The following is a 20,410-nucleotide window of genomic DNA, read 5'->3' as shown; positions in this document are numbered from 1 at the left end:
GATAGGTTAAAAATCCTTTACTTAGGAGAATGATAATGAACAGAAAAAAACTTGGCGTGATGGTGCTTTCCTTAACCATGACGGTCGTGTTTACATTCGGCGGAGCTACGATGGCTCTTTATACAAGCTCAGCGCAGAACACTAGTACAGCTGCAGCAGGAACCATCAACCTGGATGCCAAAAGGAATCATGGAGATTATACCCCTGGGCCTATGTTCTACCCGAACAGCTTGGATCCAGACGGAAACCATCCGTATGATACGTCAAAAGTTAACCCAAGCGGCGAATCCCTTGGGGGATGGGCTCCGGGAGACACGGTTCAACGTGCGATGATTCTGACGAATAAAGGATCGCTGGATGCAAAACTAAAAGGTCTTAAAGCAACGGTAAGAGATACTTATACCCAAGACCTTCCGACCGGCGGATCTCGTACAGCCACCGGTTTGACTAGCGGAGCAGCCTACGACGAATTTATCCAAAAGGCTAACGTAAAAGTAATGATCCCCGACACAAATGTACAACTTTTTAATGGGCCATTAAGTTCGCTGCTGGTATCCGGATATGCACCATTACAAAATGAACCTGTCCTGATGGGTACCCGTCCTCCATTCACGCCAGGTCCGCTAAACGTGACCTTCGAAGTCACGCTGGATCCGTCAGCTTCCAACGAGATCCAAGGGAAATCCTTTATCTTTGATTTTGGCTTCTACTCAGAGCAAGCAAGGAATAATGGGGCCAATACTCCGTTCGGAGATCAGGCTTGGCTTGCTGCTGGTCCAGGGAATCCATCCGTAACGAAGATAGATTCGAACACGATCCAATTCAATTATGACACGCGAGAAAGTTTTTCAGGGGAATGGACTTATGCTACGAATACGCTAGCCACAAAAACAGAAACCATTACCTTTGATTACGAATACTCGGGATTACATTCCTGGTTTGATGCGCGTGCACACGCCAGAGCGTTCGCCGATGGCCCTGACGGCAGGGTCTACTACGAGCTCTGGGATTCAGTGGTCTATGATCAGTTCCAACATAGCGGGACAGCTTCCATCAACGTTACAGCAGGATACAACTATGGATTCATTCTTGACGGATCGAATTATGATTACTCTCAGATCTTGCAAGGAACCTTTAAAGCTTCTCGGATTAATTGAGTTCCTGAGGGTCAGATCCCCTTTAAGTAGAACAGTGTGAAGAAGTCTACACGACTGTTCTACTTAAAGGGGAATTTTTTTATGGGTGAACGGTCCGACACTGGATTGTCGTCCGTTTCCAACCGCCGCTCATCCCCCGCATAAGGAATCCTTGTAAGGACCATGCTACCAAGGGGGACCACGAGACTTAATCTATGCAAGGAGGCGAGACCATGACCTCAAGCAGAAACCACCAGGAAGCGCACGGCATCGGCCAGATCGAGGAGCAGCTTGCCCGCCAGGCGGAAGCCGCGGAAGCAATCCAGGGTCTGAACGAAGCCGACGAAGACATTCTCGAGGCGGCGAGCCGCGAGGAGACCGAGCTGGACGAGCTCGTCTAGTAGTTAGCGCACGCACGGAGAGAGGACTGAGAGGTCCTCTCTTTCTCGTGTCGAAATTTGGCATTGAGTTTTTGACCGGGGTTCTATAAAATAGTAGGGTGAAAAACTAGAAACTGAAAAAGCAAGCTGCACCTCATCGCCATTCCGGTGAGGTAGAGGTCGCGGCTGCCAGAGAATCCGGAGGAGGCCCAGAGAGGCCGGCGATGACGGGTGACGGGGCAGCCGCCGAAGACCGGCCCGCGTCTCTGCGCGGCCGGTCTGGGGCCGTATCCGGACAGGAACGGAACTGTCACGCCCTGGCGTATCCCTCGCCGGCGTGTTGAGCTATCTTCAAAGGAGAGGACGATGGGGCATGCGGTTCGACGAGCCGTCCGGAATCCCGGACGGCTGAGGCCATTTCCCCTATTCTCTCAATCGGCAGCATGCGGGATGATCAGGCTGGAAGGGAGAATGAAAAATGGCAGCGGAGCAATTGAACAGAGGGCTGAAGGCCCGCCATATGACGATGATCTCCCTCGGGGGCTCGATCGGAACCGGCTTGTTCCTGGCGAGCGGGGGAGCGATTCATACGGCGGGACCGGGGGGCGCTCTTTTTGCCTATGCAGTTATCGGTCTCATGGTCTATTTCCTGGTGACCAGTCTCGGAGAGATGGCCACTTATATGCCGGTATCCGGCACATTCAGCACGTACGCAACGAGGTTCGTGGATCCGTCGCTCGGCTTCGCTCTCGGCTGGAATTATTGGTACAACTGGTCGATTACGATCGCGGCGGAGCTGTCGGCGGCCACCCTCATTATGAAGTTCTGGTACCCGGACAGCTCCTCGTTCCTCTGGAGCGCCCTGTTCCTGATCCTGATGGTGGGGCTGAACCTGCTCTCCGTCAAAGGATTCGGGGAATCGGAATACTGGTTCGCACTCATCAAGGTTGTAACGGTTATCCTCTTCATCGGAGTCGGCATTCTGATGATCATCGGCATCTGGTCGACGGATGCGGTAGGCTTCTCCAACTGGACGACCGGGGACGCGCCGTTCCACGGCGGGTTCCTCGCCGCGCTCGGCGTCTTCATGGCCGCCGGCTTCTCGTTCCAGGGCACCGAGCTCGTCGGGGTCGCCGCGGGGGAGAGCGAGAATCCGCGCCAGAACGTGCCGCGGGCGATCCGTACCGTCTTTTGGCGGATTCTGCTGTTCTACCTGCTCGCGATTCTCGTGATCGGCTTGCTCATTCCGTATACGAACGAGAACCTGGCGAGCGACAGCGTCATGAGGAGCCCGTTCACAATGGTGTTCGAAAAGGCGGGCCTCAGCTTCGCCGCTTCGGTCATGAACGCGGTTATCCTGACGTCGGTGCTATCCGCCGGCAACTCCGGCATGTACGCCTCCACGCGGATTTTGTGGGTACTGGCCAAGGAGGGCAAGGCGCCCCGTTTCTTCGGCAAGCTGACCTCGCACGGGGTTCCGGTATTCGCGCTTCTGGCCACGGCGGCACTCGGCCTGTTCGCCTTCCTGTCCTCTACGTTCGGGGACGGCGTCGTTTACCTATGGCTTTTGAACGCATCGGGCATGTCCGGCTTCATCGCCTGGATGGGCATCGCCATCAGCCATTACCGGTTCCGAAAAGCCTATGTCGCCCAGGGCAAATCGCTCCGCGACCTGCCTTACCGGGCGAAGCTGTTCCCGTTCGGCCCGGTGCTGGCGGCCGTGCTCTGCGGGATCGTCATTGTCGGCCAATGCCTCGGCGGGATCGAGAACGGCCAGGTGGACTGGGCGTACCTGTTCGCTTCCTATATCGGCATTCCGCTGTTCCTGGCCTTATGGCTTGGCTATAAGTGGAAGTACAAGACGAAGGTAATGAAGCTGGAGGAATGCGTCTTCGACGAGGACCTCGCGAAGTAAACCGGTTCGAACCGGTTAGACATCACGACAGTCGGCGGCACCGCAGACAATCGGGCGGGCGCCGTCTTAATCATCAAGGGAATGAAGGGATCAGTCATGTGGTTTGCGGCCGCGGTCGGTACGGCCTTGTGCTTCGGTGTCAACAACTCCTTGTTCAAATGGGGGACAACCCGCCACCTGTCCAAAATCGGGGTCCAGTTCTTCTTCTACGGCATCGCCTTCCTGCTGATGCTGCTCTATGGGCTTGTGACGCATTCGTTTCATGAAAGCCTGTTCTCGCTCGTCATCGGGGGGCTCATCGGCATCCTGAATACGAACGGCAACATCCAGATGGGCAAAGCGTTCGAGAAAGGGCCGGCGAGCATCACCTCCACGCTGATCGCCATGAACGTGCTGATCCCGATCGCGCTCGGAGCCGTCTTCTTCCCGGAGACCATCGCGCTGCTCCAATGGTTAGGCATTGCCCTGATGGTAGGCGCCGCGGTCGTGGTCCAGTACCGGCCCGGAGGAGGAGGCCAGCCGGCGGATTACCGGCAGTGGGTCTTCCGGATTGCTCTGGCACTTCTGTCGATCGGGGCGGTCGGCTTCCTGATGAAGGTCGCCTCCTCCGCCGGCGTGTCTCTCGTGGACATCATGACGGCGATGTATGGCGGCGGTCTTGCCTATCTGGGCGTCCTGATGCTCCGGGAGCGCGCCCACCTGCAGGAGCTCAAGGTCGGGAGTGTCGTCGGCCTGCTGAGCGTGTGCGGATACGGCTTCTATATGTACGCCCTGCAGCACGGGCCGGCGAGCGTCGTATTCCCGGTTATCAGCCTAAATTGCCTGGTCGTCATGGTGGCCGGCGTGTTTCTCTACAAAGAGCGGTTGAAGCTGTACCAGCTGTTCGGCCTGGCGGTTGCCCTTGCCGGCATCGTCTTAGCCAGACTTTAACCCTTGCGGCAATTCGCCGGCACCCTCTCCTCCCGGGACTGTTTCCGAGAGGAGGGGGTGTTCTTTTTTTTGTTCCGATAGCCGGTATTCTCTCTGTCTGGAGGGCCCAAAAAACAGGACGGCGACCGGATTGAACCGGATTTCGGAAGAGCATGCTATAGCCAGCGGATTGGCGGGCGGATAGCTACCGGGCAAGCCTGAGAGGCTGTACCGGCTTGCTGATCCAAGCAATTTATCCGAGTGGAGGAACCTTGTGTCCGAAAGCCTCTTGTTTCAAATGGCTGCCTGCCGGCTTAAAGGGATAGGCAGGCACGGGTCCCTGCTCCGGGACGTTTTTTCCAAATGTTCACAAAACCTTAAGCTAAATTTAAGATTTTCGGGGTATTTCATAGGAAATTATGGAAATCTTCAGCTTACATTAATGTTCACGACTTAGAATAGGCCTCAATTGTTAACTTTGCGTAAATAAAGTTTCACGAAGGAAACATTTTGCGACAACGGAGAAGAAGGAGGGAGCGACGATGCGGTTGAAACCGGACGGCGAAGGGACCAAGCAGCGCAAGCATTGGACCTACAGCAGCGGCCGAAAGACAAAGGCGACGCCTGTGCTCGCGCTGCTGGCCATACTCGTCCTATCCGCTGTACTGAGCTTCGGCGTGGAATGGATTCAGAGAGGAACCTTGGGGGAAGCGTGGACCTGGCTGACCCAAAACCCAAGACTTGCTTGGGTGAACTATGTCTTGAATACGCTCGTAGTTCTGCTTGTCTTTAGTGTGTTAGGCTCTTTTTTCGTGTCTGCGGGCATCAGTGCCATCCTGCTGTTTGGCGTGGCGCTCATCAGCTATTTCAAAGGAAAAATGATCGGGAACCCTCTCTTGCCGTGGGATCTTGCCCTTAAGAAGGAGGGCGCCGATATCGTATCGGCGGTGGCCACGCCCGGCGCTCTGCTTCGTCTGGGCATCGTACTGGCTATTGCGGTCAGCTTCTTCCTGCTGAAGTTCGTGCTGCCCCGCATGCGGATGCCGCTCATCGGGCGGCTGGCGCTCGGGTTGATGGCGTGCTTTGCCCTGTACGGCTTCGGCGTGAACTCGGGCTGGGCGGCCAAGATGGCGTACCAGGCGGGTTTTGCCGAGATTACGTGGGACCAGAAGCAGAATTATACGAATAATGGGCTGGCACTCGCGTTCACGATGAACGTGAAGCATACGATCGTGCCGAAGCCGGACGGCTACAGCGAGCCGGCGATGGCGGAGCTTGCCCAAACGATCAACGAGCAGCGGACGCAGCCGGTGTCGGTCGCCACAGTCGGCAAGCCGACCGGCAAAAAACCGAACGTCATCTTCGTCATGAACGAGGCGTTCTGGGATCCGACTCTGCTGCCGAACACGACCTTCAGCGAGGATCCGCTGCCGAACGTGCACAAGCTGCATCAGCAGAACGGGGCCCAATACATGCTGTCTCCGCAATTCGGCGGCGGCACGAGCAACGTGGAGTTCGAGGTGCTGAGCGGGACGTCGATGAGCTTCCTGCCCGGCGGCTCGGTTCCGTATCAGCAGTACATCAGCCGGCCGGTGCCGAGTCTGGCCAGCTTCTTCGAGGACCAGGGGTACAAGAGCATGGCGATCCATTCGTATGACGGCTGGTTCTGGAACCGGGAGAACGTCTACGAGAAAATGGGCTTTGAGGCGTTCAAGAGCAAGGAGCATTTTGACAATCCTACCTACGCCGGACCGTTCATCTCGGACGACGAGGTCGCGAACAGCATTATCGACGAGGTCGATAAGAGCGACCGGCCGATGTTCATCTATGCCGTCACGATGCAGAACCACGGCGGCTACGAAGGGAACCGGTATCCGGAGAACCCTATTAAAGTAACGGGGAACTTCACGCCGTCCGCCCAGGAAATCATCGACAATTATACGCACGGAGCCAAGGATGCCGACGCCATGCTGGGGAAACTCGTCTCGCATTTCGAGCAAACCGGGGAGCCGACGGTCGTCGTCTTCTACGGCGACCATCTGCCGATGCTCGGTCTCGGCTACGACGTCTACAAGCAGGCGGGCTTCATCCAGTCCGAGGATACGGCCCAGTGGACGCCAGAAGAACTGAAGAAGATGCGCAGCGTGCCGCTGGCGATCTGGTCCAACACCGAGCTGACGGACAATCCGGTACCGACCATCAGCGCGTCTTTCCTTGGCGGCTACGTGCTGGACCGGATGAATATGAAGATGCCGGCGCCGTTCGCTTACGGCAGCGAGCTGTCCAAGAAGCTCCCGGGCCTGCTGTCCAATCTGGTCATCGACGCGAACCAGCAGCTGCATACCTCCGTGCCGGAGGAGCTGAAGCCGGACGTCGAGCGTTACCGCGAGCTGCAGTACGACACCTTGTTCGGGAAGCAGTACCTGTCCAAATATATCGACGAAGACTTTTTGACGAAGAACGTCCTGCCGAACTACAACGAGCAGTTCCGGCAGACGCCGGTGCAGGGAAGCGCCAGCTAGAAGCGCCAGCTAGAAGCGTTCCTTCGTCCTACCGTCCTGCAAGTCCCGGGAGCATCTTCCCGGGACTTTTTTTGGCGGAAGAGGGTGCTCCGCCGCCCCGCTTCCCGTATCGGGCGTGAGCCTTTTGTGGTAAACTGGTAGCAACGCGATTCGGCATTGAAGGAGAGAAACCCCGTTTCAGGGGATGCCTATGGGAACACCCAAATATGCGGAGACGGCCTGGCTCGATTGCCTCGCCGTCGTCCACGCTTCCGGCTCGTCCATAACCGGAACGATCGTTCATCTGGAAGGCGAGCTGCTTGAAATCCGCTTCACGAGCGAGCCTGGCTTTGCTTTGGCCGAGGAAGTGACCGTCTCGGTCTATGCCCGCGAGGGGCTGGTCACGTTCGAGACGTACGTCATCGGGAAGCTGCCGAAGCGGCTGATGCTCATTCTGCCGGAGAAGGTCCAGCTCCGGCTGTTCAACCGACGCAAGGAGCTGCGACTGCCGTTGGAAGGCGTGACGGGGCTGCTGAAGGCCTACACGAACGGCAAACGGGGGGCGCGGACGGAGTTCGAGCAGCCGGTCGAGGTCGAAGTGAGCGATCTCAGCCTGTCCGGGACCAAGCTGCGGATTCCATTCCCGCTGCTGCTCACGCCGGGCGACGTGCTCGACGTCGTCCTGCATCTGGATACGGCCGCCGAGGTCCGGGTGGATGTCAAGCACAAGGGACCTGCAGGCGAAGGGGCCATCCAGGCGGGGGGGCAGTTCCTGAGCCCGGAGCCCGCCGTCCAGTCCAGCCTGCGCGCCTACATGCTGAAGCGGCAGGCGATCCGCCGCCCGGCCCAGCTCCGCGAGCAGGAGGAGCTGGAAAAGTCTAAAGAAGCCGGGACTCCTCCGAAGGAGGAAGACGAGCATAGTTAGTCCTTCGCTTGGGTAGGAGATGGCGATTCTGCTCGGCGTCAGCTTCATACGCAGTAGATCCCCCGTTCACGGAACGGGGGCTTTTTTGTGTATCCATACAAGGACGACCACACGATAACCGATCCTCGGATAATCGCGGGCAGGCCCGCCTTTCTTTCTAGGTTCAACCGGTAGTTGAATAGGAGAAAAACTCAAATACGAAGTTATTGTTCCTGCCAGGTGCGGTCCCATAGAATGGGGATACCGGAAGGAGCGTGAGGGAAGTGACCAAGGAAACATTAGCAAGAAACATAAGCATCTCCCGCAAAGAGAAAGGACTTACACAAGAAGAGCTTGCCGGGCTGCTGGGGATTTCCTTTCAAGCCGTCTCCAAATGGGAAAATGCGCAAACCATGCCCGACAGTTCACTGCTTCCTAAGTTGTCGGGAATTTTGGGAGTCAGCATCGACAAACTGTTCGGGTACGCCGCCCAAGACAGACCGATTACGATCTATGAGGAAGAATACAAAATCCAAGATTATTACTGGGGGACCGAGCCCAATAAAGCTTGTTATCAGGTCCTGCAGCTGATGCCGCCAACCAGACATTTGAAATTATTAGACGTTGGCTGCGGCGAGGGGAAAGACGCCGTATTCTTTGCTCGGAATGGTTATGATGTCACCGCATTTGACGTTTCGGATGCGGGGATTGAGAAAACAAGACGACTTGCTGATCAACTTGGCGTTTCCATTCATGTTTTTAAGGCCGACCTGTTAGACTATCGCTTGGATACTCCTTTTGACATTATCTTCTCAAGTGGTGTGCTTCATTACATAAAACCGGACTACCGGAAAGAGATCTTGGACAATTATAAGCGGTTTACCAATGACAAAGGCCTGCACGTGTTGAATGTGTTCGTCCAAAAACCGTTTCTTGCTCCGCCTCCTGAAAAAGAACCCAACGCCTATAAGTGGCACTCGGGCGAGCTTCTCACCCATTATCACGACTGGTTGATTAAAGATAGCTCCGAGATTGTCTTCGACTGCAATTCGTCCGGTATCCCGCACAAACATGCCATGACCAAGCTGATCGCACAAAAGATACGTTGAGCTGAAGACGCTGCATTAAGTCATCAAAAAAGAGGGGGCCGCCCCTCTTTTTGTTTTTGCTGATAGGAAGGACCTTTCCTTTCGCACGGCTGCACTCAGTCGAGCAGCGAAGCGTGGGCGAGCATCCGCCGCAGCACGACAACGGCCTCCGAACGCGTGGCGGTGCCGGACGGCGCCAGCCGGTCGCCCGTTACGCCGCTCAGGAGCCCGGCGGCGACGGCTTCGGCGAGCGGCCGGTGCGCCCACGCGAGCTCGCCGGCATCGCGGAACCGGCCGAGATCGGCCTCGCCGGGCTCGGGAGCGCCTGCGTAACGGAGCGCGCGCAGCGCGAGGACGGCGAGCTCCCCGCGGCGGATCGTCTGCTCGGGCCGGAAGGTGCCGTCCTCGTAGCCGTCCACGAGGCCGGCTCTCGCGGCGGCCGCGACGGCGCCGCTGTACCAGGCCCGCGGCGGGACGTCGGAGAAGCCCGGCGCATTCCCGGCAGGCAGCAGGCCGAGCGCCCGGACGGCGAGCGCGGCGAATTCCGCTCGCGTGATGGGCCGGTCGGGCGCGAATGTGGTCGGCGTTACGCCGTCCGCGATCAGCTTCCCGGCGAGCAGCTCGATCTCCGGCCTTGCCCAATGCGAGGTCGTATCCCGGAAGCGGACGGCATGGTCCAGCAGCAGATAGAGGCCGGTTCCTCTGGCGAGAATGGTCGCCGCGGAGGTGCCGTCGGCTTGCGGAGCGAAGGAGGCGGGAGCATAGGTCAGCCGGTCGCCTGTCTCGTCGTAACGGGCTGCCGTCAGCCGGCGGGGATCAGCCGACCGGAGACTTACCATGACGTGGGAGACCGGCTTGGGTCCTAGATCCAGAGCAGCTGCCCGGCCGTTCGCCGCGCGCGCTTCGAGCCGGAATTCGACGGCGCTGCTGACGACCGTCCCGCCGATCCTCGCGGCCGCTGCGAAGGCGGCGTCGGACAGGGGACCCGGATCCAGCTGGATCGTCACGCTGACGGAGAGAGCGCCGGGCGTCGTGCCGAGCGCCTCCGCCAGTGCTTCAACATCGAGAGCGGAGACGGGGAGGGAGGTGCTGCCAAGCGCGTTGTACACCGTCAGCATAGCGCCGGGATTCACGCCGCGCAGGGCGGAAGCCGGCAAATAGGCGGTTGTGCCCGTCATCCGGATCATGACGCGGCTGCTGGCCGAGAGAGCGGCGCGGAGCGCGGCGGAATCAACCAGGCCGTCCCTGTCCGCCGTCATTGCGGCGGAGGACGAGGCGATGGCGGGGGATACGGGAGAACGGCCGTCGGAATAAGCGGTAAGTAGATGGGCGGAGCGGTCCGCTTCCGCCTGAGCGGCTGCGGAGAGAGGGGCGGGAAGGAGCCAGGCGGCCATCAAGGTGCCCGCGGCCGCCGCAATCAGCTTGGTTCTCATGAAACGAATGGTCTCTCCTTTGTCGAACGCAGGAACGGAATCGGGGCCGATTGTCGGTCTGCGGCAGAATCTGTCTCCAGTATACCATTTTGTGGAAGGCTGGCGATTCCCCGTCTTTTGTTATAATAGGGCAAAGGCCGGGGAACGCTCTGCAGGAAGGGGCGTTCTGCTCCGACCGGCTTTGTTAGACGAAAGAGAGGGATCCGCATGACCGATTGGATAGTCCGAACGAACAGGCTCCGCCGGTGGGCCGGAGGCCTGCTTGCGCTCGGCCTACTGGCGGGCTGCGGTGCGGGGGGAGGCGCCTCCCAGGCGTCACCGGGACCAAGCGCGGGGAACTCTCCGCAGGCTTCCCTGTCGGGCTCCCCTGCTCCGTCGGGAACTCCGGAGCCCAAGCCGACACCTGCGCCGGACCCGATCCAGACGCGCGTCGCTGCGATGACGCTGGACGAGAAGCTCGGCCAGATGCTGCTTGTCGGCATCGACGGCCAGACTATGGACGAGAATGCGAAGAAGCTCGTCGCCACCCACCGGGTAGGCGGAATTATTCTGTACAAGCCGAACATTGCGAACGCTTCGCAGACTTATGGGCTGTTGAACGCGCTCAAGGAAGCGAACAAGGAAGGCAAGGCGCCGCTTTTCCTTAGCGTCGATCAGGAGGGCGGCAAGGTGAGCCGCATGCCGGAGGAGTTCGCCAAGCTCCCGGGCGCCGCCGAAGTGGGCTGTTCGAACGACGCCGGCTACGCCCGTCGGATTGGCGCAAGTCTGGGCGAAGAAGTGAAGACGCTCGGCTTCAATATGAATTTTGCGCCTGTGCTCGACATCAACAGCAATCCGGCCAACCCGGTCATCGGGGAACGCTCGCTCGGCAGCAAAGCGGAGCTGGTCGGCCGGCTCGGCATCGCCGAGATGAAAGGGCTGCAGGAGACCGGGGTCGTGCCTGTCGTGAAGCATTTTCCGGGGCACGGGGATACGAGCGTCGATTCCCACCTCGAGCTGCCGGTCGTGGCCAAGTCGCTTGAGGAGCTGAAGGCGCTCGAGCTGCAGCCGTTCCGGGAGGCCGTAAAGGAAGGGGCGGACGCCGTCATGATCGCCCATATTCTGCTTCCCAAGCTCGATCCGGACCATCCGTCCTCCTTTTCCCGCCGGATCATCACGGGCCTTCTGCGCGAGGAGCTTGGCTATAAGGGTGTCGTGATTACCGACGATATGACGATGGGGGCGATTATCGGCCATTACGATCTCGGTCAGGCGGCGGTTCAATCCGTGCAGGCGGGCACGGACATTCTGCTGGTCGCTCACGAATACGCCAAAGCCACCGCTGTCCTGGACGCGCTCAAGCAGGCGGTCGCGCAGGGTAAGCTGGACGAAGCGCGCATAGACGAGAGCGTCGCCCGCATCTTGCGGCTGAAGGACAAGTACCGGCTGACCGACGCCAAAGCGCCGGCTCCGGAAGTAGAGCGTGTCAACGCAAGCGTGCGCGAGGTCCTGTCCGGGGGCGCCGGGGCCAAGTAACGAGCCGATCCGGGCGGCAGCCGAAGACGCAGCAGCTCAATTAAAAAAACGGGAGGCCGCAATGGCTTCCCGTTTTTTGCCGTTGTGCTACCCGCCGTTGTGCCTTCCGCAGCTGTGCCGCCCCCACAACAGGCATTGTCACTTTTTGCCTGTAATGGGTTCTTCCTACCGTGCAATTCGTTTACAATGAAGGGAAGAAAGCGCTGTCTGCAAAGGAGCACACCCGATGACTTTTCCTTCCCTGCGGTGGAAGCCGAATTCGCTGTTTTTCAAGATCTTTCTCTATTTTCTCGGCGTGATTCTGCTTCTGGCCTCTTATAATATCTGGTCGCTCTCCTTTTACACCCGCAACATCCAGCAGGAGACGATTAAGTATAACCAAACGATTCTGCGGGACATGACGGAGGCGTTCGAGACGCAGTTCCGGTCCTGGAAGGGGCTCCTCCTGAACCTCGCCTACGACGACCGTTTCCGCATGCTCCAGCGCCAGGCCGCCGCGGGCGGCAAGCCGGAGCTGAACTACTTGTTGATGAACGAGATGCTGCTCGAGATCCGCGGCAACGTCTATAACCCGTTTTACGCATTCGATAACCTGCTGCTGTATTTCCGCCCGGAGGGCCAGCCGTACTTCGTCCTGGAGAAGGACGGCATCGTCGATACCGACCGGATGTTCAACCGCTTTTATCCGAACGACCGGTATCCCCAGTCGTTCTGGGACGAGCTTGAGCCGTCGTCGGCGCTGACCGTCTACCCGAGTACCCGGTTTGGCCCACAGGGCGGCCGGCTGCTGCTGCCGATCGTCGCCAAGCTGTCGGTGTCCTCCAGCTACACGGCGGCGTTCGTCGATCTGGACAAATGGTTCCAAGCCTACCGAGGTACCCCGGACTCGCAATTCTGGCTGCTCGGGCCGGACCGTACCGTGCTGTTCCAGTCCAAAGGCGCGACCGACGCGAGCGCGCTGCCGTCTAGCGGCGGGACGGAGCAGTGGCAGCTGAAGGGCGACACCTACTACTTCTATGAGCGCGGTGCCGAGTCGGGGCTGACGTATGTGACCGTTATCCCCGACCGGGCGATGAATCTCAAGGTCCGGGAGATGACCTGGCTCGCCGTCCTGCTGTTCGTGATTACGATACTGGCGGGACTCTTCGCTTCGTTCCTGTTCAGCCGCAACATCGACCGCCCGCTCAAGCGGATTCTGGCTGGACTTCGCAAGGAGGAGCCGGACGAGTACCGGAGCACCATCGCCGAGTTCGACGATATCCACCGGATGCTCAGGGATTTGAAGGCCGAACGCCTTGAGGCGGACGAGCAGCTCAGAAGCAGCCGCTCCCTGCTGACCAACTACGAATACATGACCCGGTTCAAGCGCATCTCCGCCGACCGGCGTAAAAACCGCGACTGGCTCATCGCCGAAGGGGCGTTCACGCTCGTCTGCTTCTCCGTCCGTTTCCGCGAATCGGCGATGGAGCGGATGAACGTCGGCGCGGAGGAGATGGCCGTGCACATTAGAGAGGTCATCCATCTCTATATCAGCAAAGCATTCTCCGTCTCGCATACGTTCCAGATGGAGAGCGACCAGTTCCTGTCTGTCGTCTACTCAAGCTCCTGCGCCGAGGAGCTGAAGAAGTGCCTCGGCAAGCTGAAGCTTCTGTTCGACCACGACCATCCGTTCTACCTCGTCACCGTCGCCGTAAGTCCGCTGTTCGCGGAGACCGGGGATTTTGACCGGGCGTACGAGGAGACGCTGCAGCTGATCCATCAGGCCAAGCCGCTCGAGGAGACGCAGATCATTTGGGAGCGCGAGCCGCTGGACGAGGACTTTCAGTTCGATGCGGAGGAGGAGCACGCCTTTTACGTTCATTTGCAGGCCGGCAACATATCGGCATGCCGGACACTTCTCACGCGCAAGTTCGAGCGGCTGGAGGAGGGCAGCGCCTCGGCTGCCCAGCTGGGGCTGTTCGTCGACAGCGTCGTCCGCAAGACCCGCAAGACGCTCGAGCTGCTGAAGCTGGATTGGCCTGCGGCCGAGCGGGAGAGAGAGCCGTTCGCCGACTGCATCACGACCGACCAATACCGGCAGGAGCTCGTCGGTCTGCTTGAGGAGGCGGCCGGCGCGATCCGCAGGAAGCGCGAGGAATCGTATGAGATCGTCGACTTCCTGCTGTCGTTCCTCGAGACGCATTGTCACGAGGACATCTCGCTCGAGCTGCTCGCGGACAAGCTGAACATGTCGCCGACCTATCTGTCCGGCTACATCAAGGACAAGACGGGACGAAATTTCAGCGATCATCTCAGCGAGATCCGGCTTGCCAAGGCGAAGCAGCTGCTGGAGGAGACCGATCTGACCGTCCAGGAGGTCGGGCAGCGCGTCGGGTACCGCAACGGCACCTCCTTCATCCGCATGTTCAAAAAAAGCACAGGCGTCCCTCCCGGCGATTACCGCAAATCGGTCATTCGCAAGAGAGAAGCCTGAGCTGCATAGACAAAGGGCGGGATTATCCTTTGACGGACCCGATCAGGGCGCCCTTTACAAAATACTTCTGAATGAACGGATAGACGCAGAGGATCGGCAGCGTCGACACGAGAATGGTCGCGAACTTGAGCGCGTCCCCCACGATCTGCAGGTCGGACGAAGCCGAGGCTTCCCCGTTCATCAGCTCGCCGGATAGGACGATGTTCCGAAGAAACACCTGCAGCGGAAACAGGCTCTGGCTCCGCAGGTAGAGCAGCGGGCCCATGAAGTTGTTCCAGATGCCGACGGCGTAGTAGAGGCCGATCGTCGCAAGCACCGGCTTGGACAAGGGCAGCACGATCCGGAAGAAGATGCCGATCTCCGACAGGCCGTCGATTTTGCCTGACTCCTCGAGCTCGCTCGGAAGTCCGGAGAAGAACGTCCGCATGATAAGCAGGTTCCAGGTGCCGATTGCACCTGGGAGCACCATCGCCCAGATCGTGTTGACGAGCCCAAGCGACTTGACGACGAGGAACGTCGGGATCATGCCGCCCCCGAAGAACATGGTGAAGACGATCATCAGCATGATCTGCTTTTGGAACACCATGGTCTTCTTGGACAGGGCGTAAGCGCCGAGCGCCGTGAGGATAAGCGAGGTGGAGGTACCAAGCACGACGTACAGGATCGTGTTGCGGTAGCCCTTCATGACGCGTCCGTCCTCGAAGACATAGCGGTAATTGTCCAGATTAAAGTTGACCGGCCATAGCCAGACCTCGCCTTTGGCGATGGCGATCTTGTCGCTCAGCGAGACGGCCAGCATGTACACGAATGGGTACAGACAGGCAACCGATACGATGAGCAGCACAACGATATTGATGATGTCGAAGGCTTGCAGACGTTGTTTCATCGTTCCAACCTCTCTTTGCTACCAGATGCTGTGCTCGCTCAGCTTCTTGCTGATGGTGTTGGCCGTGATGACGAATAGGAAGCTGATGATGCCGGTGAACAGGTCGACTGCCGTCGCCAGGCTGTAATTGCCGTGGGAAAGACCGACCCGGTAGACGTATGTGCTGATGATATCGGCCGTCGAATAGGTGACCGGCGTCGCCAGCAGATAGACCTTTTCGAAGCCGACCTCGAGAATCTTGCCGATGTCGAGCAGCAGGATGATCATGATGGCCGGCACGATGCCCGGCAGCGTAATGTGGATCAGCTGTCTCCACCTGCTCGCACCGTCGATGCGGGCCGCCTCGTACAGCACCGGATCGATCGCGGTGAGCGCGGCCAAGTAGATAATCGTGCCCCAGCCGATGTGCTGCCAGATATCGGTGGAGATGTAGATGGTTCGAAACCAGGAGGGCTCGACCATAAAGGTGATCCGGTCAAAGCCGAGAGCGCCAATAATCTGGTTCACGAGCCCGGTCGTAGGGGACAGGAACATGACCGCGATTCCCGCCACCACGACGTTCGAGATGAAGTGGGGCAGGTAGCTGACCGTCTGCACGAACCGCTTGAAGAACGCCTGGCGCACTTCGTTCAGAAGCAAAGCCAGGATGATCGGCGCCGGGAAGCCAAAGACGAGCCGGTACAAGCCGAGCAGGAACGTGTTGCGGATGATGGGCCAAAAATCCGGACCTTCGATGAACATCTTGAAGTATCGGAGGCCGACCCAGTCGCTGGCCCAGACACCCTTGAACAGGCTGTAGTTTTTGAAGGCGATGACGATGCCGAAGATCGGCACATATTTGAACACGATGTAATACAGCACGCAGGGCAGAACGAGGAGGAGCAGATATTTGTCCCGGGCGATTCTGCGGGCGAGCGTGTTGCGGGAGGACGGCATGCGCTTTAGTTCGCTCCTTTCCAGGTGGGTTGCTGGCCGCCGGCCGAGACCGCGCCCGGACCCGCCCGGCGGACGCCCTGGCAAGGACTTGCCTCACCGGAGCGCTCCGCCCGGGCCGGCTCCGAGGGCCGTCTGCGGTCGGCTTATTTTTGCTGCACGTATTTCAGCGTGCGCTCGTAAGCCGTTTTGTTAATGTCCAGCACCTTCTGGACGCCCAGCTTCTTGAATTCGGCGACATAGGCATCCCATTCGCTGAGCGGGCGCTGGCCGAGGATGAACTTGGCCACCTGCTCCTCCTTGTATTTGCTGATGCTGTCATTCAGCGTGCTAAGCTGCTCGTTCTCGGCGTCGGTATAGGCGACGCGGGGCTGCATCTTGGCTTCGTACTTGTCGAAGTCCTTGAGCGCGGCCTGCATCTTCGGCGAGAAGGTCGAGAAGAAACCCTCCATATCAAGAACGGCGTAGGTGCCGTAGGTGGCGAAGCCGTACTTCTGCCTCATTTTCGTGAAATCTCCGATCTCGGGCTTGAACTTCTTCTTGCCGTTCTCCACGGTGTACGTCTCGCCCTCCTTACCCCAGCTCGCAATTTCGATGCCCTCCGGCGAATAGAGGAAGTCCATGAAGCGGAAGGCGGCATCCTGCTTTTTGCTGTTGGAGGAGATGGCGAAGCCGGTCGTGATGAAGCCGTTGTTCAAGTTTTTGGCGACGCCGCTGGGCCCGCCCTTCGGAGGAATCATAAAGTTCAGGTTAAAGTCCTTGTTGTCACTGACGATCTCGTCGATCGACCCGATATAGTCATTGCCGATGAACGCCTTGTTCTGCGTGAAGAGGTCCTGCCACTGCTTGCGCTTGAGCGCCATGAAGTCCGGCGGTACGAGCCCCTCCTTGTAAAACTTGTTCATGTACGTGACGAGCTCCTTGTATGTATCCTCGATCGGCCCGTACCGCCATTCCTTCTTGTCAAAGTCGTAGTAAGTCGTGTTGGCGGTGCCGAAACCGTAGGTCATGTTGTTCAGCGGGCCCAGATTGTCGAAAATACCGATCGGGAAGCTGTCGGGATACAGCTCCTTGAGCTTCTTGGCGACCGTATAGAGCTCATCATAGGTGGTCGGCGGCTTAAGCCCGTGCTTGGCGAAGATGTCTTCCCGGTAGATCCACGAACGGCGGGATTGCTTATCGAGACCGTAGACGGGGAACAGGTAGCTCTTGCCGTCCGCCGACAGCACCGTCTCCTTCACCTCGGGGTGCTGGTCCAAAAACTTCTTGTAGTTGGGCAGTTTATCGAGATGGTCGAGAATGTTGACGAAGGCACCGGCGTTTCCGTATTTGTTGGCCGTCGTGAGGCCGGTTACGTTCATCAGGTCAGGCAGCGAGCCGGACGAGATGGCGAGGTTGACTGCCGTCGTGTAGTCGTTAGGCGGCGCTTCGATTTTGAATTCGACGTTCGTTTTTTCCTTGTACCACTTGAAGATGCCCCAATCTTCTTTATAAGGCCAGCTGTTGTGCGTAGCGATCATCATGCTCAGCGTCACCGGCTCGTTCGTTCCGCCGCCTGTGCCCGAAGCGGCCGGCGGGTTGTCCTGGCCTCCGCAGGCGGCGAGCAGACTGCCTGCGAGCACGAGTGTCGTGCCGGCTCTCGCGGATGACTTCCAACGATTCTTCATTCCTTTTTTCCCTCTCCTCGTACGATGATTAACGGGCAACCGCTTTCATCTGCGCTCGGTCCAACTGGACCAGCCGCGGAGGCTGCCTGTTGTGTCAGTGTATCCGCTATACGTCGGGCTAGCTACTGCCAATCCTTCGGGTTGCTGTCTTCTCCTGCGAACCGGAAAAAATGACAGCAAACAGAACATCGGCAAGCTCGCTCCCGGCCGCAAGGAAAGACAGCTATCGGAAGAACAGCAAGCCTCCCGGCGATGGGGATGCTGCCCGTACCCAAGCGAAACAGGCGCAAATCTATCGATCCGCACCTGTCGCGTTGCCTTTCTCCTGAGGGAGCTTCTATTGCAGATAGCCTTGGGAGGCGTCCTTCTGCTGAAGCGTCTGCAGCTGCTGGACAGTTTGCTGCAGCAGCTGCTCGGTTTGGCTCAGCTGGCGCTGCTGGGCGCTCATTTGCATCTCCAGCTGGTTACGGGCTTGCTGCAGCTCTGCCTGCACCTTCTGAAATTGCAGGTAGACCTGCTGCATCTGCTGGGAATGGGTATCGGCTCCCGACTGAAGGATCGCTTGCTGAGCCTGGGCCTGCTGCTGGGAACGGGTCGTCTGCATCATCTGTTGGTATTTCTGGTAGCTGGGGGGCTGCTGGTTCGTCGACATGGCATGATCTCCTTTGCTGGAATGTGGCTGCGGGCCGCTCGCGAGGCGGACATTGCAAGGCCGCATCCTTCTTCGGCGGCACTTGAGCCGCGCTTGCTAGTAGCATGCCCAGCCGAACGCCAGAGCTTGCGTGATATGCCAGCGATTCCCGGCAGTGATACATAAAAAAGAGGCGCTCGGGGGACCTTATTCCTGAACTGGAAGGAGGTGCCGTATGCCGTCATCGTTTCTCATTCAGCTTCAGCAAGCCTTGGCCGCGACGCCGCTCGAGCCGCTCGCCGAAGGAGAGCTGCAGGCTCTCGCAGATGCTCTCGAACGGGAGGACCAGCTGATTAAGCAAACCGCCTCCTTGGCCGCGGCCGCCGCGAGTCCGGAGACGGACCGCTTGTGCCGCCGGTTCCTCGGCCTGCACCAGCAGCACTACCAGGCGTTGATGAACACGCTCCAGCAGCACCAGGCGCTGGCTCTCGGCGGGCTCGCCGGGGAGGGAGAGGCATGAGCGGCGTCCCCGTTTCCCCGCACCAAGACCGCGAAGGACTGACACACCTGCTAGAAGAGCTGAAGCGTACGACCCTCGCCTACACGACCGCAGCTGCCGATTCACATGGCCCTGCCGTCCGCCGGCTGTTCGGCCATCTGCTCGCCAGCACGCTGGAGCTTCATAGCGAGCTGCACGCTTTTCTCGTGGCAGAACGGCTCCTCGCTTCTCCTCCACCGGCGGAGAAGGCGGAGATCAGCAGACTGGTCAAGCACCACCAAAGGAGCGAGCAGGAGACGCTGCTTCTCGTGGAGCGTTCTCTGAACGGACCCGATTCGGTCGAGGATGGCTGCTACCCGTCCTGATCCGCCACCGGTGGACCATCTGTCGGGTCTACGCTTGCGGGAAGTAGGATCTGTCCAGTCCCGCCTGCGGGAAGAATTCATGTGAAACAGGCCCCTCGGAGAGAGGCCTGTTTGGCGTGGACGGTACAAAGAAGGCTACCCGCGAGAATGGACTGCTGGTATGAGGAGCATAAAAGCAGGCCCTTCGCGAGAGGGGCCTGTTTGGTGTGAAGGCGCACAGGTCCGCATAGCTTGACGGCATTCCGCTATCGTTACCGGGCTGCCTCCTGCCCGTGTCCCGTCAGCAGCAGACGGAGGGCGTACAACGCTACCAGACCGGACAAGAAATAAGCGGCCATCGGCACGGGCGGATAGGCCTGCTGCTTCACGCCAATGCCGATATAGGCCCAGAGGAAGACGAGCAGGAACGCGACATCCCGGTAGGGGGTCGCCTGGGCGAAGGCGATCGCCAGGCCGAGCGCGAGCACGAAGACGGCCCATGCCTCCGGCTGGATGCCGAACCCGTCCCAGCCGAGATTGTACAGGACGATGGAGATATTCTCGATCGTCGCTATGCAAATCCAGGCCAGGTAAACGCGGAAGGGGAGCTGCAGCAGCCAGAAGCCGGCGGCGTCTCCTTCGTCTGCATCCGCATGAACCCGGCGGTACAGGACGACCAGGCTGGCGAGCAGGGCGATCATGGCCGGCAGAGACAGATTGATGAAGCCGTAATGCCACAGCAGCAGCCAGCCGATGTTGCAGAGACAGGTCAGCAGGAATAGGCCGTCGGTACCCAGTACGTCCGGATTGTCCTGCTGCGAAGGCAGCGCCTGGTAGATGGCGAAGCCGATGAGCAGCACATAGATGAGCGACCAGATCAGGAAGACATAGCCGGCGGGGATGACGAGCACCGGAAACTGGTCGGCGATCTCACCCGTCGATTTGCCGCCGAGCGGCAGCAGGTTCGCGAGCACGTTCATGAGCAGGACGGCAACCACTCCTACCGGATTCAGCCATCTGTAAACGGATCGTGCCATCTTCCTTCCTCCTTTCCTCTTCTAAGGGAGTTTCCCTTTATTACCACGCTCGATTCCCTGATAAGCAGGGACAGACCGTTCTCCTCCCGCTCGGGAGAAAGGGATCGGGAGAAGGCAGAATTTGTAACATTTTGCCGATCCCCTGCCGATATAGAAGTG

At 59.0% G+C, this 20,410-nt stretch carries 17 protein-coding genes and 1 riboswitch; of the genes, 11 read left to right on the top strand and 6 right to left on the bottom strand.

Annotation, left to right across the window (positions count from 1 at the left end; translation table 11 throughout):
• Window positions 1-35: 35 nt before the first annotated feature.
• From KJS47_RS16500 to KJS47_RS16470, 7 genes are all read left to right on the top strand, one after another.
• Window positions 36-1,157, top strand: a complete 1,122-nt coding sequence (locus tag KJS47_RS16500) for a M73 family metallopeptidase (RefSeq protein ID WP_213526161.1) — start codon at window positions 36-38, stop codon at window positions 1,155-1,157.
• 212 nt (window positions 1,158-1,369) lie between these two features.
• The gene (locus tag KJS47_RS16495) at window positions 1,370-1,537 is read left to right on the top strand and encodes a hypothetical protein (RefSeq protein ID WP_213526160.1); all 168 of its coding nucleotides are present in this window, start codon (window positions 1,370-1,372) and stop codon (window positions 1,535-1,537) included.
• 145 nt (window positions 1,538-1,682) lie between these two features.
• Window positions 1,683-1,872, top strand: a riboswitch (Lysine riboswitch).
• Window positions 1,873-1,994: 122 nt separating this feature from the next.
• A complete protein-coding gene (locus KJS47_RS16490; protein WP_213526159.1) occupies window positions 1,995-3,431 on the top strand; it encodes an amino acid permease in 1,437 nt (478 codons plus the stop codon).
• A 96-nt stretch (window positions 3,432-3,527) separates the two neighbouring features.
• Window positions 3,528-4,361 carry a DMT family transporter gene (locus tag KJS47_RS16485; RefSeq protein ID WP_213526158.1) on the top strand — a complete coding sequence of 278 codons (834 nt, stop codon included), beginning with the start codon at window positions 3,528-3,530 and terminating at the stop codon, window positions 4,359-4,361.
• Between the two features lie 521 nt (window positions 4,362-4,882).
• The gene (locus tag KJS47_RS16480; RefSeq protein WP_213526157.1) at window positions 4,883-6,862 is read left to right on the top strand and encodes an LTA synthase family protein; all 1,980 of its coding nucleotides are present in this window, start codon (window positions 4,883-4,885) and stop codon (window positions 6,860-6,862) included.
• Window positions 6,863-7,052: 190 nt separating this feature from the next.
• Window positions 7,053-7,766, top strand: coding sequence for a PilZ domain-containing protein (locus tag KJS47_RS16475; RefSeq protein ID WP_213526156.1), 714 nt, complete (start codon window positions 7,053-7,055; stop codon window positions 7,764-7,766).
• A gap of 263 nt (window positions 7,767-8,029) precedes the next feature.
• Entirely contained in the window at window positions 8,030-8,854 is an 825-nt protein-coding gene (locus KJS47_RS16470) for a methyltransferase domain-containing protein (RefSeq protein ID WP_213526155.1), read from the top strand.
• A gap of 95 nt (window positions 8,855-8,949) precedes the next feature.
• On the opposite strand, the gene KJS47_RS16465 is transcribed toward KJS47_RS16470, so the two are convergent.
• Window positions 8,950-10,266 carry an S-layer homology domain-containing protein gene (locus KJS47_RS16465; protein WP_213526154.1) on the bottom strand — a complete coding sequence of 439 codons (1,317 nt, stop codon included), beginning with the start codon at window positions 10,264-10,266 and terminating at the stop codon, window positions 8,950-8,952.
• Between the two features lie 207 nt (window positions 10,267-10,473).
• Here KJS47_RS16465 and nagZ point away from each other — a divergent pair, with 207 nt between their 5' ends.
• Together nagZ and KJS47_RS16455 are read left to right on the top strand one after the other, a co-directional pair.
• Complete coding sequence (gene nagZ / locus KJS47_RS16460) at window positions 10,474-11,781, top strand: beta-N-acetylhexosaminidase (protein WP_213526153.1); 1,308 nt, start codon at window positions 10,474-10,476, stop codon at window positions 11,779-11,781.
• Between the two features lie 226 nt (window positions 11,782-12,007).
• Window positions 12,008-14,254: a helix-turn-helix domain-containing protein gene (locus tag KJS47_RS16455; RefSeq protein WP_213526152.1), complete on the top strand. Its 2,247-nt coding sequence runs from the start codon at window positions 12,008-12,010 to the stop codon at window positions 14,252-14,254.
• 22 nt (window positions 14,255-14,276) lie between these two features.
• Here the strand turns inward: KJS47_RS16455 and KJS47_RS16450 are convergent, their stop codons facing one another.
• The 4 genes from KJS47_RS16450 to KJS47_RS16435 all read right to left on the bottom strand — a co-directional run bounded on the left by KJS47_RS16450 (window position 14,277) and on the right by KJS47_RS16435 (window position 18,392).
• Window positions 14,277-15,140, bottom strand: coding sequence for a carbohydrate ABC transporter permease (locus tag KJS47_RS16450; protein ID WP_213526151.1), 864 nt, complete (start codon window positions 15,138-15,140; stop codon window positions 14,277-14,279).
• Window positions 15,141-15,158: 18 nt separating this feature from the next.
• The gene (locus tag KJS47_RS16445; protein WP_213526150.1) at window positions 15,159-16,076 is read right to left on the bottom strand and encodes an ABC transporter permease; all 918 of its coding nucleotides are present in this window, start codon (window positions 16,074-16,076) and stop codon (window positions 15,159-15,161) included.
• Between the two features lie 143 nt (window positions 16,077-16,219).
• A complete protein-coding gene (locus KJS47_RS16440; protein ID WP_213526149.1) occupies window positions 16,220-17,740 on the bottom strand; it encodes an extracellular solute-binding protein in 1,521 nt (506 codons plus the stop codon).
• 337 nt (window positions 17,741-18,077) lie between these two features.
• On the bottom strand, window positions 18,078-18,392 hold the full coding sequence (locus KJS47_RS16435) for a hypothetical protein (RefSeq protein ID WP_213526148.1): 315 nt from the start codon (window positions 18,390-18,392) through the stop codon (window positions 18,078-18,080).
• 214 nt (window positions 18,393-18,606) lie between these two features.
• Here KJS47_RS16435 and KJS47_RS16430 point away from each other — a divergent pair, with 214 nt between their 5' ends.
• Both KJS47_RS16430 and KJS47_RS16425 read left to right on the top strand, forming a co-directional pair.
• Entirely contained in the window at window positions 18,607-18,891 is a 285-nt protein-coding gene (locus KJS47_RS16430) for a hypothetical protein (RefSeq protein WP_249716449.1), read from the top strand.
• Complete coding sequence (locus KJS47_RS16425) at window positions 18,888-19,235, top strand: spore coat protein (protein WP_213526147.1); 348 nt, start codon at window positions 18,888-18,890, stop codon at window positions 19,233-19,235. Before KJS47_RS16430 ends, KJS47_RS16425 begins: the two co-directional genes overlap by 4 nt.
• Window positions 19,236-19,486: 251 nt before the next feature.
• On the opposite strand, the gene KJS47_RS16420 is transcribed toward KJS47_RS16425, so the two are convergent.
• Window positions 19,487-20,251 (bottom strand): tryptophan-rich sensory protein, encoded by a 765-nt coding sequence (locus KJS47_RS16420; protein ID WP_213526146.1) that lies wholly within the window; start codon window positions 20,249-20,251, stop codon window positions 19,487-19,489.
• Window positions 20,252-20,410 lie beyond the last annotated feature (159 nt).

The organism is Paenibacillus sp. J31TS4 (assembly GCF_018403265.1).
Lineage (GTDB): Bacteria > Bacillota > Bacilli > Paenibacillales > NBRC-103111 > J31TS4.
Note: the sequence above shows the minus strand (reverse complement) of the source record. Positions and strands in the feature narration are given on the sequence as shown.

Excerpts from the sequence above, each read along its gene's own strand:
- KJS47_RS16465 (WP_213526154.1), bottom strand. The coding sequence starts at position 10,266 with ATGAGAACCAAGCTGATTGCGGCGGCCGCGGGCACCTTGATGGCCGCC.
- KJS47_RS16475 (WP_213526156.1), top strand. The coding sequence starts at position 7,053 with ATGGGAACACCCAAATATGCGGAGACGGCCTGGCTCGATTGCCTCGCC.
- KJS47_RS16435 (WP_213526148.1), bottom strand. The coding sequence starts at position 18,392 with ATGTCGACGAACCAGCAGCCCCCCAGCTACCAGAAATACCAACAGATG.
- KJS47_RS16500 (WP_213526161.1), top strand. The coding sequence starts at position 36 with ATGAACAGAAAAAAACTTGGCGTGATGGTGCTTTCCTTAACCATGACG.
- KJS47_RS16480 (WP_213526157.1), top strand. The coding sequence starts at position 4,883 with ATGCGGTTGAAACCGGACGGCGAAGGGACCAAGCAGCGCAAGCATTGG.
- nagZ (WP_213526153.1), top strand. The coding sequence starts at position 10,474 with ATGACCGATTGGATAGTCCGAACGAACAGGCTCCGCCGGTGGGCCGGA.
- KJS47_RS16485 (WP_213526158.1), top strand. The coding sequence starts at position 3,528 with ATGTGGTTTGCGGCCGCGGTCGGTACGGCCTTGTGCTTCGGTGTCAAC.
- KJS47_RS16450 (WP_213526151.1), bottom strand. The coding sequence starts at position 15,140 with ATGAAACAACGTCTGCAAGCCTTCGACATCATCAATATCGTTGTGCTG.
- KJS47_RS16495 (WP_213526160.1), top strand. The coding sequence starts at position 1,370 with ATGACCTCAAGCAGAAACCACCAGGAAGCGCACGGCATCGGCCAGATC.
- KJS47_RS16420 (WP_213526146.1), bottom strand. The coding sequence starts at position 20,251 with ATGGCACGATCCGTTTACAGATGGCTGAATCCGGTAGGAGTGGTTGCC.
- KJS47_RS16445 (WP_213526150.1), bottom strand. The coding sequence starts at position 16,076 with ATGCCGTCCTCCCGCAACACGCTCGCCCGCAGAATCGCCCGGGACAAA.
- KJS47_RS16440 (WP_213526149.1), bottom strand. The coding sequence starts at position 17,740 with ATGAAGAATCGTTGGAAGTCATCCGCGAGAGCCGGCACGACACTCGTG.
- KJS47_RS16490 (WP_213526159.1), top strand. The coding sequence starts at position 1,995 with ATGGCAGCGGAGCAATTGAACAGAGGGCTGAAGGCCCGCCATATGACG.
- KJS47_RS16455 (WP_213526152.1), top strand. The coding sequence starts at position 12,008 with ATGACTTTTCCTTCCCTGCGGTGGAAGCCGAATTCGCTGTTTTTCAAG.
- KJS47_RS16425 (WP_213526147.1), top strand. The coding sequence starts at position 18,888 with ATGAGCGGCGTCCCCGTTTCCCCGCACCAAGACCGCGAAGGACTGACA.
- KJS47_RS16430 (WP_249716449.1), top strand. The coding sequence starts at position 18,607 with ATGCCGTCATCGTTTCTCATTCAGCTTCAGCAAGCCTTGGCCGCGACG.